Annotated in this window: 15 protein-coding genes; 4 read left to right on the plus strand and 11 right to left on the minus strand. The window is 47.9% G+C overall.

Going from position 1 to position 14,386, the window contains the following annotated elements; genetic code table 11:
• Window positions 1-58 precede the first annotated feature (58 nt).
• The 4 genes from BLS15_RS09960 to BLS15_RS09975 all read right to left on the minus strand — a co-directional run bounded on the left by BLS15_RS09960 (window position 59) and on the right by BLS15_RS09975 (window position 2,912).
• Window positions 59-778 carry a 5'-methylthioadenosine/adenosylhomocysteine nucleosidase gene (locus BLS15_RS09960; protein WP_028531251.1) on the minus strand — a complete coding sequence of 240 codons (720 nt, stop codon included), beginning with the start codon at window positions 776-778 and terminating at the stop codon, window positions 59-61.
• A 120-nt stretch (window positions 779-898) separates the two neighbouring features.
• Window positions 899-1,903, minus strand: coding sequence for a catabolite control protein A (ccpA, locus tag BLS15_RS09965; RefSeq protein ID WP_021256693.1), 1,005 nt, complete (start codon window positions 1,901-1,903; stop codon window positions 899-901).
• 123 nt (window positions 1,904-2,026) lie between these two features.
• On the minus strand, window positions 2,027-2,362 hold the full coding sequence (ytxJ, locus tag BLS15_RS09970; RefSeq protein ID WP_028531252.1) for a bacillithiol system redox-active protein YtxJ: 336 nt from the start codon (window positions 2,360-2,362) through the stop codon (window positions 2,027-2,029).
• Window positions 2,363-2,450: 88 nt separating this feature from the next.
• Window positions 2,451-2,912, minus strand: coding sequence for a hypothetical protein (locus BLS15_RS09975; protein ID WP_021256695.1), 462 nt, complete (start codon window positions 2,910-2,912; stop codon window positions 2,451-2,453).
• 446 nt (window positions 2,913-3,358) lie between these two features.
• On the opposite strand from BLS15_RS09975, the gene BLS15_RS09980 reads away from it, so the two are divergent.
• Complete coding sequence (locus BLS15_RS09980) at window positions 3,359-3,883, plus strand: type 1 glutamine amidotransferase domain-containing protein (protein WP_021256696.1); 525 nt, start codon at window positions 3,359-3,361, stop codon at window positions 3,881-3,883.
• Window positions 3,884-3,979: 96 nt separating this feature from the next.
• On the opposite strand, the gene ptsP is transcribed toward BLS15_RS09980, so the two are convergent.
• The 4 genes from ptsP to aroA all read right to left on the minus strand — a co-directional run bounded on the left by ptsP (window position 3,980) and on the right by aroA (window position 9,609).
• Window positions 3,980-5,698 carry a phosphoenolpyruvate--protein phosphotransferase gene (ptsP, locus tag BLS15_RS09985; protein ID WP_021256697.1) on the minus strand — a complete coding sequence of 573 codons (1,719 nt, stop codon included), beginning with the start codon at window positions 5,696-5,698 and terminating at the stop codon, window positions 3,980-3,982.
• Complete coding sequence (locus tag BLS15_RS09990) at window positions 5,695-7,575, minus strand: glucose PTS transporter subunit IIA (protein WP_021256698.1); 1,881 nt, start codon at window positions 7,573-7,575, stop codon at window positions 5,695-5,697. Before BLS15_RS09990 ends, ptsP begins: the two co-directional genes overlap by 4 nt.
• Window positions 7,576-7,742: 167 nt before the next feature.
• Entirely contained in the window at window positions 7,743-8,186 is a 444-nt protein-coding gene (locus tag BLS15_RS09995; protein ID WP_021256699.1) for a CoA-binding protein, read from the minus strand.
• Between the two features lie 115 nt (window positions 8,187-8,301).
• Window positions 8,302-9,609: a 3-phosphoshikimate 1-carboxyvinyltransferase gene (gene aroA, locus BLS15_RS10000; protein ID WP_021256700.1), complete on the minus strand. Its 1,308-nt coding sequence runs from the start codon at window positions 9,607-9,609 to the stop codon at window positions 8,302-8,304.
• Window positions 9,610-9,690: 81 nt separating this feature from the next.
• On the opposite strand from aroA, the gene BLS15_RS10005 reads away from it, so the two are divergent.
• Window positions 9,691-10,008: a rhodanese-like domain-containing protein gene (locus BLS15_RS10005; RefSeq protein ID WP_021256701.1), complete on the plus strand. Its 318-nt coding sequence runs from the start codon at window positions 9,691-9,693 to the stop codon at window positions 10,006-10,008.
• Between the two features lie 39 nt (window positions 10,009-10,047).
• Here the strand turns inward: BLS15_RS10005 and BLS15_RS10010 are convergent, their stop codons facing one another.
• Window positions 10,048-10,563: a shikimate kinase gene (locus BLS15_RS10010; protein WP_036592430.1), complete on the minus strand. Its 516-nt coding sequence runs from the start codon at window positions 10,561-10,563 to the stop codon at window positions 10,048-10,050.
• Between the two features lie 227 nt (window positions 10,564-10,790).
• Between BLS15_RS10010 and BLS15_RS10015 the strand changes: the two genes are divergently transcribed.
• A complete protein-coding gene (locus BLS15_RS10015; RefSeq protein WP_021256703.1) occupies window positions 10,791-11,108 on the plus strand; it encodes a hypothetical protein in 318 nt (105 codons plus the stop codon).
• 73 nt (window positions 11,109-11,181) lie between these two features.
• On the opposite strand, the gene gndA is transcribed toward BLS15_RS10015, so the two are convergent.
• Entirely contained in the window at window positions 11,182-12,591 is a 1,410-nt protein-coding gene (gndA, locus tag BLS15_RS10020) for an NADP-dependent phosphogluconate dehydrogenase (protein WP_021256704.1), read from the minus strand.
• A gap of 146 nt (window positions 12,592-12,737) precedes the next feature.
• Window positions 12,738-13,334 carry a hypothetical protein gene (locus tag BLS15_RS10025; RefSeq protein ID WP_021256705.1) on the minus strand — a complete coding sequence of 199 codons (597 nt, stop codon included), beginning with the start codon at window positions 13,332-13,334 and terminating at the stop codon, window positions 12,738-12,740.
• A 286-nt stretch (window positions 13,335-13,620) separates the two neighbouring features.
• On the opposite strand from BLS15_RS10025, the gene BLS15_RS10030 reads away from it, so the two are divergent.
• Window positions 13,621-14,250 carry a YktB family protein gene (locus tag BLS15_RS10030; protein ID WP_021256706.1) on the plus strand — a complete coding sequence of 210 codons (630 nt, stop codon included), beginning with the start codon at window positions 13,621-13,623 and terminating at the stop codon, window positions 14,248-14,250.
• Window positions 14,251-14,386 lie beyond the last annotated feature (136 nt).

Here is a 14,386-nt window from a genome sequence, read left to right on the forward strand (position 1 = left end):
CGATGTATGGGACTGCTTGCGCCGCTCTATTTATCTGTTGGAGGCTATGATTTCGCAATTAGACCGTAAGTCCTTGCAGCATGCTGTCTACAATTTGATGGGAACGATGCGACGCTTCCACCGTGAATTCAGCAAAGTTCACATGAGCAGAGCCGTCTGCCTTATCCGACATTGAGCGGATAACGACGAACGGAATCTCATTAATGAAGCATGCTTGCGCTACAGCAGCCCCCTCCATCTCTGTGCAAGCCGATCCGGCGAACGTCTCATGCAGTTGACGCACTTTGTCCCGATCTGCAACAAATTGATCGCCTGATAGCACGACACCTTTGCGATATCGGCCTGGAACAAGCTGTTCACACGCGCGTTCTGCCAGTTCAATAAGACCCGTATCCGCCATAAACTGCGAAGTCTCTTGAAATGGAATGATCCCTGGAGCAAAGCCTAACGCTGTGACATCCATATCGTGATGCATGCACGATGTCGAGATGACAATATCACCAATGTTCAGCTCTGGATGAACCGCACCTGCTACACCCGTGAATATCACCTTCGATACATGGAAGCGGTCAATGAGCACCTGCGTGGTGACAGCAGCATTCACCTTGCCGACTCCAGACTTGCAGATCACGATATGCTTGCCGTGAAGCGAGCCTTTGTAATAACGCAATCCCGTTACATCTACTTGCTCTACAGGCTTAGCTGCCTGAAGCAGCAATTCGATTTCCTCATCCATCGCCCCAATTATACCAATAACCGCTTCATGCGCATTTGTCATCGAGACCTACCTCCTGTATGTATATCATCTTTATAATCATACAAAAGGCCCCAATACATGGGGCCTTGCGTATATACCAACACGGTATCTTTATTGATTCACATGCACCAAACGATAACCCTATACTTCACTTACAGACAAACGAAGTATTGTCTCATGCGGCAAAATAACACGTGAATGTTCTACATTTTCCTTCTTCATCAGCTTCGTCAGCAAGCGCATCGCAACCGCTCCAATGTCATACATTGGCTGAGCTACTGTTGTCAATTGCGGACGAACCATAGACGCCATACGGATATTATCAACACTGATGACAGAGAAGTCATCTGGCACCTTCAAGCCAGCATCTTGAATGCAGTGGATTGCACCGATAGCCATCTCATCCGTTGCGGCAAAGATTGCCGTCGGACGCTTCTTCAAGCCGAGGAAGTACTTCATCGCCTCTACGCCGGACTCATAGCGGTAGTTGCCGATTCGAACCAAGTCCTCCTTGTATTCGATGCCCGCGCCTTCCAATGCACGCTTATATCCTTGGAAACGAGCAAACCCGTTCGCAGGATCTTGAAGCGTACCGCTGATCATCGCAATATCGCGATGTCCATGGCGAATAAGCGTATTTACGGCATCAAATGCTGCTGCCTCGTGATCGATATCAACCGATGGGATAATGCCATGCTCATCTGTAGTTGCACAGAGAACAATCGGCACCGAAGCGGTACGGAATGCTTGAACATGATCCTCCGTAACAACTCCGCCCATGAACAACAGTCCGTCCACCTGCTTCTCCAGCAGTGTATTAATAACCCGAATTTCTTTCTCCTTCTTCTTGTCCGCATTGCACAGGATGATATTGTAATGATACATATTGGCAATATCTTCAATACCGCGCGCTACTTCGGCAAAGATAGAATTCGAAATATCAGGAATGACAACCCCAACGGTTGTCGTCTTCTTACTCGCAAGTCCGCGTGCAACTGCATTCGGGCGATAACCTAAACGTTCAATCGCTTCGTATACCTTTTTACGCGTTTGCGGCTTCACGTTCGGGTTGTTATTGACAACCCGGGAAACGGTGGCCATCGAGACGCCCGCTTCTCTTGCTACATCATAAATAGTTACCGTCACGATCCTTCTCTCCAATTAACGATAAATTTGTTGCGACCATTGATATTATGTTAATGATACGCTATTTTCAGAAAATTCGCAATGTCACGAGCAAATCAGCTACCGTTTGTCATTATTTACCGTTTATTGCCCAAGGACGCTCTCCAGCTTGTCGTATCGTATCGCATGATGCGATTCATTCCATGCTGGCTCCCCATCCCGCAATACGATGACCTGAGGGGATTCGTGCTGAATGCCGAGCATATCCGCACACGCGAGCGAGACATCACGATTTTCCACAACCAGTATTCGGCCTATAGCAATCCCTTGTGGCTCGAAATCCTCAGCTACCTTCACCATCTCTTCATCCGCATGTGCGCTAATTGGACAGCGTGTGCTGTGCTTGAATAGAATAACTGTCTGCTCCTTCGACCGTTCAATTAGTGATTCCAATGCTTCCATCGTCGTAACTGCTTCCATCGTAGTGCCTCCTATGCTTCGATATATATTCCCTGTCATGTATGAGAAGATCATTCATATTCCAAGCAATGATCTATGAAAATGCGCTTTAACTTATTTTAACCCGATATGACTCAAAACTAAAACCGGAAATCTGCTTTAATCTACATTGCAGCTCATCCATCCATAACGTGTCATTGCATGTTCGAGCAAATAAATACAAATCAAGCAATTGATTGACACGCTCTGCAATGCGGCATTCCAATCGAGACAGCATATCATCGCTTTCTTCTTCATCCAGCAAGGATACGATGACACTGGCCAACTCATTCTGCTCATCAAAGGACACATGCAGAGGAGCTTTCCCAAGTGCAAGTGGATTCTCAGCAATCATATCCATGCGGCTGTGTATGAGAGCGGCTACATCTTTTTTGACAAAAGCAAGCAGTTCCGAACGCCCACAACTCACACAAGTCACCACCGGAACGCGGTGGATATGAATTGTACGCGCATGTACAACGGTACGAACGGTAATATCCATGTAATGATCACAAATGCATCTTGTATACATATCATTCACCCCTGAACATACAAGGTAGTCTTACCATATCTCTAGATGAACCTTATGACTTCTTGCTGCAAATTTGTGCAGATTTCTGTATTTCGATTTTGGGTTATCCTAATATTCGACTACGCTCCACAATCTCCTTCCATGCGTGGATATGTATTTTTTTACACTTTTAACAGCGGATCGATTGTCGTTTTTCTTTTTTCAATGAGGAATATCACGTTGCCAAGGCAAATCGTACATGCCCATGTATGCTTTTTGCAGGCAATATGGTTAAATAATAGGTGGACAACACGCGATATTCTGTTGTCTATGATCGTAGGTCATAATGGCAAAAGAGACAATGGACATTGTATGGGAAAAATCCCAATTCTCTGAGAGAACTGCAAGAAATAGGAGAGGCTCCGTGAAAAGCTCTGCTATAACCATACGAAGGAGGGACAACATTCATGCGTTTAAGTGGCAAGCGAATTGTTGCATTTGTAGATGAAGAATTTGAAGATTTAGAATTGTGGTATCCGGTACACCGTGTGCGCGAAGAAGGCGCTGAAGTGCATCTGGTAGGTCTAGAGCGCGGCAAGACCTATATCGGCAAATATGGTGTTCCTGCAACCTCAGACTATGCTTATGCAGATATTGATGCAACTCAATATGATGGCGTACTCGTCCCTGGCGGGTGGGCACCGGATAAGATCCGTCGCTACGCCGACGCCCTTCGCATAGTGAAGGAAATGGATGCAGCCGGCAAACCTGTCGGACAAATCTGTCACGCTGGCTGGGTGCTTATCTCTGCAAAAATCTTGAACGGTCGCACAGTGACATCAACACCGGGAATTCGCGACGACATGGAAAATGCAGGCGCCACATGGCTTGACGAAGAAGTTGTTGTAGACGGCAACCTCGTATCTGCACGAAGACCGCCTGACTTGCCTGCCTACGGCAAAGCTTTCTGCGACAAGCTTGCAGAGAAGTAAATGGATATCCCGCTTCATGCGAAAAAGGCATGCCTTAGTTTCGGTACTAAGGCATGCCTTTTTGTATATGGTATTTCTCCTTGAAAGGATCTCCTATTAACGCTGTTCAAGCACCATCTCAATCTCTTCTTTCGTTCCGGACTCGAACACACTATCTGCAATACGCTTGCACTGCTCCACCGTCGAACGGCGAACTGCCGCCTTCACGCGTGGAATGGAGCGTGAGGACATACTTAGTTTATTCACGCCAAGTGCAAGCCAAATCGGAACCGCCCGCGGATCCCCTGCCATTTCACCGCATACACCGACCATAATGCCTGCCTGCTTCGCCGCCTGAACCGTATAACGAATCAAGCGCAGCACCGCTGGATGGAAAGGATCATACATATGTGCAATCTGCTCGTTCATCCGATCCACGGCTAGTGTATACTGAACCAAGTCATTCGTTCCGATACTGAAGAAGTCAACTTCCTTCGCCAGCTGATCGGCAATCATCGCAGCGGCAGGAACCTCAATCATAATGCCTACCGGCAGCCCTTCATTGAATGGAAGTCCTTCTTCCCGCAGCTCTGCCTTGGCCTGTTCCAATATGGACTTAGCCGCTTGCACCTCATTCACCGATGTAATCATCGGGAACATGACCATAATCGGGCCATGTGCGCTTGCCCGCAAGATCGCCCGCAGCTGCGTCTTGAACAGATCCTGCCGATCGAGACAAATGCGAATCGCCCGATACCCAAGGAATGGATTATCCTCTTCCGGCAGATTCAAATAATCCATTGGTTTGTCTCCGCCTACATCCAATGTGCGGATAATCACCGAATTATCCTTACAATGCTCTGCCGCCTCCAGATAAACCGTAAACTGCTCCGCTTCTGAAGGCGGATATGAACGATCCATGTACATGAACTCGGTACGGAAGAGACCAACCCCCTCCGCTCCATTCTGATCGGCAATATTCAGCTCACGTGTGGAGCTGATATTCGCCCCCAGCTGAACAACGAAGTCATCGAGTGTGACAGCTGGCAGGGATACAATCTTCTGCAGCTCGTCTGCTTCCTGTACATAGGCATCACGCCGCGCTTCATAGCAAGTGATCACATCTTGTGGCGGAGCAATATGTACGATGCCATATTCCCCATCGACAATGACGGTATCCCCGGTCTGAATCGGCTTCGCAACTTTCCCTTCCAGTCCAAGCACAAGAGGAATGCCCAGCGCTCTAGCCATAATGGCCGAATGCGAGGTTTTCCCGCCTTGAAGCATCACAATGCCAAGCACATTCTTCGGATTTAAATGAACCAACTGTGACGGAGACAGCTCCTTCGCAACAAGAATATACGGCTGTGTGTCCGTTGGAAGTGTAATTTCCGGTGCACCCAGCAAATGCTTGAGCAGTCGGTTGCCGACATCCTTGATATCCAGCGCCCGCTCCTTCATATATTCATCATCGAGCAGATCGAACATCGTTACGAAATGATCGATCGCTTCCTTCACCGCAACCTCGGCAGCTTTATACTGCCGCTGAATGATCCCTTGAATCTCATTCATGAAGATCGGATCTTCCAGAATGGCCAGGTGCGCATCAAAGATGCTGGATTCTTCACTGCCAACCATTTCTTTAATTTCACTCTTAATAAATTCTATCTCATGCTTCGAGGAGCGGATTCCGTCATACAATCGTTCGAATTCACGCGCTAAGTCGGCTGGATCCATCTTTTCCTCAGGAACATCCCACTCCCAAGTCGGCAATACGAATGCCTTGCCTATGGCAATGCCTGCGGATGCACCGATACCTTGGACTTTCTGTGTCATCGGCTTGCACCTCCAACCGCGTGTTCATGCATAATGACTGACATGACTGAAGTCTGTCCCTTCCGAACAGGCGCATATGGCGCTATACTCCACGAAGCGACAGTGTCTGAGTTCGTAATCACCATCGGTGTCGCGAGCGATTTACAGCGCTTCTTCACTTCCGGCAAATCGAATTTTATGAGCAGCTGTCCCGGTTTCACTTCATCACCTTCCTGTACTACTGCTTGAAAACCGGCGCCATTCAATGATGACGTCTCAATTCCAATATGTAACAACACTTCTAACCCTTCCGGCGTTTCAATGCCGATCGCATGCATCGTAGGGTAAATGTGGCGGATGCGTCCGCGCACAGGCGATACAAGCTCTCCCTTATCCGGATAAAAAGCTACGCCATGGCCAACAAGCTTCTTGGCAAATATCGTATCCGGCACTTCTTCGATTGGTATCATCCGCCCCTGTACGGGTGCTACGAACCAGATTTGGTTCGGATCACGCTGCAGGCGCTTCGCCATTTCGTCCTTAATCAGCTCCGAGTAGGTTCCAAATACGACTTGAATATGTCCTCCCCCAAGACGAATGACCCCTGCTGCACCGATAACACGAAGTGCGTGACGATCTACCAACTTATCGTTCTTAACCCTTAATCTCAATCTCGTAATACAAGCCTGCAGATCAATGATGTTATCTTTACCCCCAAGCGCCCGAATAATAAGCGGCACCCTCGGCAGCAAATCTCCTGCCATATCATCAAGCAATGAACCGTCAACTCTGCCTGGCGTCGGAATTTGGAATCGCTGAATGGCAAAGCGGAACACCACATAATAAATGAATCCGAATACGATTCCAATCGGGATAATCCATAGCGCCTTCGTTGCTTGGTGGAAGTTAATCACATAATCAATCGCTCCTGCTGAGAAGGAGAAGCCGTGTCTCACACCAATCTCAGCGGTCAGCCACATCGCAGCTCCGGTTAACAGCGCGTGGACAACGAATAGATACGGCGCTGCGAACAAAAAGGCAAACTCAATCGGCTCGGTAATCCCGGTCAACAATGATACACAGGCAGCCGTAAAGTAGGTTTTGCGCACCTTCGGGCGCAAGTCCTCTCGTGATTCATGCACGATGGCCAGTGCGACTGCTGGAAGTGCAAACATCATAATGGGATACATGCCTGCCATATAGATGCCAGCATTCGGATCTCCAGCGAAAAACCGCGGCAAATCTCCAGTGAAGGTCATTCCTTCACTATTCGTATAGGAGCCGATTTGGAACCAGTATACGTTATTAAGCAGATGATGCAATCCAAATGCCACTAACACCCGATGCAGAACCCCGTATAGAAATACCCCGAATCCTCCCATCGCAAGCAGCTCCTGGCCAAGAAACATGACCCCTTGCTGTAAAATCGGCGAGAACAGCTTCATCAGCCAGGAAAGCAGGATTGAAGCCATAATCGTAATCGCAATGACGAATCTCGGGCCGCCAAAAAACTGTAAATATTCTGGCATTTTTATGTTTTTGAACCGTTCATGCAAGAAGCCTGCCATTACCCCAAACAGGATGCCGTTGAGGATCGTTGGCTCGAATGTAGCTTGCCATTGGACGAGCAGCTGCCTGAAAATAAACATACCAAGCAGGGACGATAGTGCAGCTACACCGGCATTATTGGACAGTCCAAGTGCAACCCCGACTGCGAAAATATAAGGAAGAACAGCAAACACCGTCTTCCCTGTCAGTTCAAATAGTACCGCAGTATCCGTCAAACCTGCGCTGTGAAGCAAATTGCCGATTGCTATCGCAAGCGCGGCGGCGGGGAGTGCGATTAGCGGCTGCATGAGCGCACGCGACAATTGCTGCAATCGCCCTAATTGATTCAATGCACATCCTCCCTTCTACCAAGAATGGTAAGGGCATCACGCTTTGTTGTCAAAGCATTTTACAGCCGCGTCCCTCTCTCGTAGCCACTTCTATCTCCTATCACACGAAAAACCGGACCCCTTCATCGCAGCAGCAACTAGGAATGCCCGGCTTTCGTCTTTACACTTTATGTGGAAGCAGACTCACCCTTGCCATGCGGCAATAAAATCGAGTCCAGTACCTTAATGCACAAATCCATCACGACAGTCATTCCGTGCTCTTCTGCAATGGCAGCCGCCTCTTCACTAACGATCCCCTGCTGCAGCCAAATTGCCCCTGCGTTAACAGCCGCAGCTTCACGAGCAATATCCGCACAGTATTCACTGCGTCGGAACACATTAACAATGTCGATATGATCCGGTACATCTCGCAGCGAAGCATAGCATTGTTCTCCAAGGATGCTCTCCGCCTTCGGATTGACCGGAATGATGCGGTATCCCTTGCGCTGCATTGCCTCCGCCACCATATAGGACACGCGAGTTGGATCGTCTGACAGTCCGACGACTGCAATGTTTGTGCTGCTTCGCAGCAGCTCCTTGATCGCCTCTTGCGATGGATGCTGATAACTCATCGTAACAACTCCCTTCCAATGGACAGCATACTGCTGGTTTATCAATCATTGTGTATCATACATTACATATCATGCAATACATTATGCTGTACATGTCAAGCAAAAGTATCATGCATTACGCATTTTCTTCGACCCATTCTACTTGCGCCCCCAGCGCACGCAGGTGATCGAAATACTGCGGATACGACTTGGCAACATGGTGAGCATCCTTAATTCGAATCGGCTGCTCTGCGCGCAAGCCAACTACCGTCAATGCCATAATAACACGATGATCATAATGAGCGTTAATTTCTACGCCTCCTGTAACGCCTTCTGGGCGTCCATGAACAATAATCTCCGCTTGACGCTCCTCCACATTCGCTCCAGCCTTGCGAAGTTCAGTGAGATAATCGGTAATCCGATCACATTCTTTGTAGCGTAAATTCTCTACATTATAGAAGCGGGATGTACCTTCTGCGAACACCGCAGCAGCCACCATAGCGAGGACTGCATCCGTTGCCACGTCACCATCAATCTCAACGGCCTTCAGCTTGCGATTCCCTTGGACTCGAACGACTGAATGCTCATGCTGCAGTGGTACTTCCATCATGAGGAGCACATCGACAATGGCTCGTTCTCCTTGCTTGCTGTCCTCAGTCAATCCGCGAATGATCACATCAGAATCAACGACAGCCGCTGCAGCGAGAACTGCTGCAGAGCCCGGATAATCGCCTTGCACCGTATAGGTCTTCGCTTCATATTGTTGGTTGCCGGCAATCTTGAAATACATCAGATCTTCTCTCGCCTCGATCCGAATGCCCGCTTCCGCAAGCACTTCAAGCGTCTGTCCAACGACAACCTTCGATTTCAAATCATCTACTACTTCAATTTCACTGTCTTCCTCCAGCAACGGAGCCAAGAACAATAGCGAGCTTAAATACTGCGAACTCACATTGCCGGACACCTTGATTTTCCCTCCACGTGGTTTCCCACCGCGGATCGTAATCGGAAGTTTGCCTTCCCGATGCTCAATCGCTACGCCCATTTGTTCAAGTGCAGTAATCAAGTCGTCGTGTGGACGCTTCCCTAAGGAATCCGGATACGTATTAACAAACTTCACTTCCTCCAGCAGAGAGGCTGTGCCCATCAAGAAGCGCAATACCGCTCCTGCATTCCCTACGTTCAGCTCATGAGAATTACTCAATGTTGGATGCTTACCGAAGCCGGTAATGACAATCTTCTCTTCGTCCTCAACCAGCTTGGCACCCAAATCACGGAGGCAGCGGCGCATCGCATCGCTGTCTTCACTGTGAGCTGGATAATAAATCGTGCTTGTCCCCTCTGCCAGTGCAGCTGCAAGAAGATAGCGTGTCGTATAGTTTTTCGAGGATAAAGCCTGAATATCTCCTTGCAGTTTTGGTGTTGATCGAACGATTACGTCCATGCGCTTCCACTCCTTTATCTTTCAACGTATAATAACTCTTATCTCGAATGAATTCCAGATAAGAAAGGATGCCTAATCGTTATGAATCCAATTGCTCAAATTGATGTCGCTGTGCTGAAACAACGCCTAGAACGCGGCGAAGCACTAAATTTAATAGATGTACGGGAAGATGAGGAAGTCGCTCACGGGATGATACCCGGTGCCAAGCATATCCCCATGAATGAAATCCCAGATCGTCTCGACGAAATCGAGCGGACGGAAGAAATCATTTTCATTTGTCGAAGCGGATATCGCAGCGAACGAGTATGCGAATACTTGCAGCATATCGGCTTGGAGGGCTGTGTCAATATGGAAGGCGGAATGCTAGCCTGGAGTCAATTGGAGCACACCTCTAAATAACGCCCCAAATAATCTGCACGCCCCTCCTGCTAGGGGCTTTTATTTACAATTTCCTTCGACCAGCTTACAAATGCGAGCAGCCAATTGCACAGCTGTCTCATGGTCGGTCAGAACTGTTGTATGTGCAAAATCATACAGTCCCTCGCGCTGCTGCATGAGCTTAGACACCCGTTCTTCCACATCGCCTTGAAGCAGCGGACGATTGCGATCCCGCTTCACACGCGACAGTATCGTCTCCTTGCTTGCTGCTAAATGCACGATGAAGCCTCCATTTCGCATCAGCTCTCGATTGCTCTCCTGGAGGACAATGCCACCACCCGTTGCAATGACATGCCTTGTCGGACTGTTCAATATTCCAGCTAGAACATGACTTTCTTGTTCTCGAAAATAAGCTTCTCCATCAGAGGCAAAGATATCAGGAATCGTACGTCCCTCTAGCGCGACCACAGCAGCATCCAAGTCTGCAAAGCTGCAGCCCAGCTTCTTGGCAACTTCTTGCCCAACCGTCGATTTCCCGGTGCCCATAAATCCGATTAAAATAATATGCTGCATCATTTCCAGCCTCACTTCTCTAAGTCAAATGGCTCATCGTGAACGAGTAGGTCAGATGATGACCAATATGACGGTAAACTTCCCACATGATACCACACGTTTCTTTTATTCGACAATGGTGATAGGTATAAAATGAAGGAGTTCAACATAAAGATGAATAATAGCCCTGCCATCGTCAATGAAATTAAGTAATCGTCTAGTGCCATTTTTTATGTAGGAGTGAATGAGACATGCCCCAATTGCCTGTCCCAGAACCGCATCCATCCAAATCGACCATTCAGCGCTCCACATCTGTTCGCCTGGCTCGTATTATGGATTCGAATCATCCATTGTGCAGGGAAGACATCGTGTGGGCGCTCAATGTAATTAAGCAGCAGCTCACAGATTATCCTGACAAGTGGGCTATGCTTGAGCCGAATCAATTGGTTCGCCGCTTCCATAGCTATGCCGAAATCTCTTCTCTGCTCGTGTACAGCAGCAGTTACGGGCAAGAATCGGATCGGATTCGCAAATATTTGGCTGAACTTGTATCCGGTTTATATGAATGAATGCGAATAATCAACCGTACGCAAAAACAACGCCAAGTCCTAAGCGGGCTCGGCGTTGTTTTTTTGATCTCTATTATGACATCCAGTTGTAATGGAATGTTCCTTCTTTGTCTACACGCTTGAATGTATGCGCACCGAAGTAGTCGCGTTGTGCTTGCAGCAAGTTCGCTGGCAAGCGCTCTGTGCGATAGCTGTCGAAGTAAGCAAGTGCACTTGCGAATCCTGGAACAGGAACGCCGTATGCAACCGCAGTGCTGATGACTTCGCGCCAAGCGTCTTGGTACGATTCCACGATATTTTGGAAATATGGATCAAGCAGCAGATTCTTCAGCTCTGGTTCGCGGTCGTAAGCTTCTTTGATGTTCTGCAAGAAGCGGGAACGGATAATGCAGCCGCCGCGGAAGATCATTGCGATCTCACCATAGCGAAGGTTCCAGTCGAACTCTTCGGAAGCCGCACGCATCTGTGCGAAGCCTTGCGCGTAAGATACGATCTTGGACGCGTACAAAGCCTTGCGGATGCTCTCGATGAATGCCTCCTTGTCTCCAGTGAATGCAGGGGTCTTCGGCCCTTTCAACACTTTGCTCGCTACAACGCGCTCGTCCTTCAATGCGGACAAGAAGCGGGAGAATACGGATTCCGTAATCATGGACAATGGCACGCCAAGATCAAGCGCGCTTTGGCTTGTCCATTTACCCGTACCTTTTTGACCGGCAGAGTCAAGAATGACGTCAACCATTGGCTTGCCTGTTTCTTCATCGTACTTGGAGAAGATATCTGTTGTAATTTCAATCAGATAGCTGTCAAGCTCGCCTTTGTTCCATTCGCCGAAGATGGAGTGAAGCTCCTCAGCACTTACACCCAGTACATTCGTAAGCAAATGATAAGCTTCACAAATCAATTGCATGTCGCCATACTCGATGCCGTTGTGAACCATCTTAACATAGTGGCCAGCACCGTCCGGCCCAATATATGTACAGCAAGGGTCGCCGCCTACTTTTGCTGAAATGCTTGTCAAAATTGGCTCAACCAAGCGATAAGCACTCTCTTGGCCGCCAGGCATGATTGCAGGGCCTTTCAATGCGCCCTCTTCACCGCCGGATACGCCTGTTCCGATGAAGCGGAAGCCCTTCTCTTCCAAGTACTTGCTGCGACGCTGTGTATCAGGGAAATGAGCGTTACCGCCATCAATAATAATATCGCCTTGATCCAAGTGTGGAAGCAACTGCTCAATCGTTGCATCTGTAGCTTGTCCAGCTTGTACCATAATCAAAATTTTACGTGGTGCTTCAAGAGATTGTACGAATTCCTCAATGGAATATGTACCAGTCAGGTTCTTGCCTACTGCTTCGGCAATGAGTGCATCTGTCTTCTCGCGGGAACGGTTGTATACCGATACTGTGAAGCCGCGGCTCTCGATGTTAAGCGCCAGGTTCTTACCCATTACGGCAAGGCCAATGACACCGATTTGATTGTTAGCCATATGGTTGTTCCACCCTTTATCCATAAATTTATATAGTTTGCATTACGCTTATTGTACAGCACAGCAAAACACCCTGCAACCATCTCGCCCTTGCAATTCATCCATACATTTGGCGGATGGGAGGGTGATTAAACCATGAATAACAATTACCATTCCAGCTGAATCATCTCGGAACGAAGCTCATTCAGCTTCTCTTTGCATCTCTCTATAACAGCTATTTTTTGCTCATTCATCGCCTCAAACAGCTCCGCGAGCACATAATCCATTTCGAGCCGCAGCACACGCATACGCTGCTCTGCCCGATTGGATAAGAATGCCTGCATCATCTCCTCAGTAGTTACAATAGGCCTCTTCTGATACAATACGCGCTGCTTCGGCCCTATGACCTCAACCAAACGAATTCGTTCGCCGAACAAAATATTCTCGATAAAAATCTGTCTATCTTTGAACCGTTTGACGACCGCATGCCCGCGTGAATCGCCGATCAGTTTTTCCATAAAGTCAGCCAGCTTCTCATCCCGAATCGTATAGTCGCCGACAATTTTGTAGCGCTGCTCCATACGTTGGAACCGAAGTTTGACCAACTTCCTTCCTGTTCGGATAGATACGATAAATAGCGATTCATTTTCACTCCAATACAAGGAATAACCTTCTTGTATAAGATCACGGATGAGGTTCTGGATTTGCCGACGGTCAAAGCGTAGCTCCAGGTTGCAGTATTCCACCTCGTCGCTGCGATTCACGGCAATCCCTCCTTACCTTGTCGTATATTCCATCATATGATTCATCAACTTGGATTATTGACTGGATTTCCAAACAAGAGGCTTGTTCCATCAAAATATAATAATTATAATTTGATAAACATTCTCAATATATTATGATATACTGAGTGGGTGACTGCTTGTTCGACACAGGCAACATGCACGGACTACTTGATGTTTAAATTCCCGAGCGAGTAAGTAAGTGAGTTTCGATAACTTCTGTACCAGCTCGTGTATAGATGACAACAGCTTAGAAAGGAAGAGATGAATGACGTTTTCTGGATTTTCTCCTTCAGATTTTGAAACCTTTACAATTGAGGGGCTTGATGCCCGTATGGAGGCCATTCGTGATCGTATTCAACCGAAATTCCGCACCATTGGAGAACAGCTAATTAGTGATGTAGCGATGCAAAGCGGAACTGAAATGTTCCTCCATATTGCGAAGCATGCTCGTCGTACGGTTAATCCACCGAAGGATACATGGCTTGCCATTGGGCCGAACAAACGCGGATACAAATCCCTTCCCCATTTCCAGGTTGGCTTGTTCGATGATCATGTCTTTATTTGGCTGGCTTTCATTTATGAGGTGGCGAACAAGCGCAACATTGCGCAGGCGATGCTTGATGACCAAAAACAACTTAGAAGCATCATCCCTAATAATTATGTATTGTCCATGGATCATATGAAGAAAGACGCCGACCAAATCGGAGATCTGAGTGAGACGGAGATGGCTGACAAGCTTACCCGCTTCCGGGATATCAAGTCGGCAGAATGGCTAGTTGGACGCCACGTTCCGATGAATGATCCACTGCTGCAGAACGGTGAGGCCTTTATGGAGCTTGCTAGGCAGACGTTCACGACGTTAATGCCACTGTACCGGTTGGCTGTCGAAGCTTAATTAACGTCATATAGAGGTTGTTCAAAAAGTCCACTTTTGATCACGAAGTAAATCATGAAGTGGACTTTTTGAACACGCACATATAACGTCATATAGCGACACTCAACAAAAAACTGCGCTCAGCGATTACGTAACC

Origin of the sequence: Paenibacillus sp. cl6col (genome assembly GCF_900102125.1) — a bacterium.
Taxonomy (GTDB): domain Bacteria; phylum Bacillota; class Bacilli; order Paenibacillales; family Paenibacillaceae; genus Paenibacillus_B; species Paenibacillus_B suaedae.

Bases quoted from the DNA above. Each gene is read 5' to 3' on its own strand.
- BLS15_RS09960 (WP_028531251.1), bottom strand. From the start codon at position 778: ATGACAAATGCGCATGAAGCGGTTATTGGTATAATTGGGGCGATGGAT.
- BLS15_RS10030 (WP_021256706.1), top strand. From the start codon at position 13,621: ATGACGTTTTCTGGATTTTCTCCTTCAGATTTTGAAACCTTTACAATT.
- aroA (WP_021256700.1), bottom strand. From the start codon at position 9,609: ATGGACGTAATCGTTCGATCAACACCAAAACTGCAAGGAGATATTCAG.
- ytxJ (WP_028531252.1), bottom strand. From the start codon at position 2,362: ATGGAAGCAGTTACGACGATGGAAGCATTGGAATCACTAATTGAACGG.
- BLS15_RS10010 (WP_036592430.1), bottom strand. From the start codon at position 10,563: ATGATGCAGCATATTATTTTAATCGGATTTATGGGCACCGGGAAATCG.
- BLS15_RS10005 (WP_021256701.1), top strand. From the start codon at position 9,691: ATGAATCCAATTGCTCAAATTGATGTCGCTGTGCTGAAACAACGCCTA.
- ptsP (WP_021256697.1), bottom strand. From the start codon at position 5,698: ATGACACAGAAAGTCCAAGGTATCGGTGCATCCGCAGGCATTGCCATA.
- BLS15_RS09975 (WP_021256695.1), bottom strand. From the start codon at position 2,912: ATGTATACAAGATGCATTTGTGATCATTACATGGATATTACCGTTCGT.
- BLS15_RS09995 (WP_021256699.1), bottom strand. From the start codon at position 8,186: ATGAGTTATCAGCATCCATCGCAAGAGGCGATCAAGGAGCTGCTGCGA.
- BLS15_RS09980 (WP_021256696.1), top strand. From the start codon at position 3,359: ATGCGTTTAAGTGGCAAGCGAATTGTTGCATTTGTAGATGAAGAATTT.
- BLS15_RS10015 (WP_021256703.1), top strand. From the start codon at position 10,791: ATGCCCCAATTGCCTGTCCCAGAACCGCATCCATCCAAATCGACCATT.
- gndA (WP_021256704.1), bottom strand. From the start codon at position 12,591: ATGGCTAACAATCAAATCGGTGTCATTGGCCTTGCCGTAATGGGTAAG.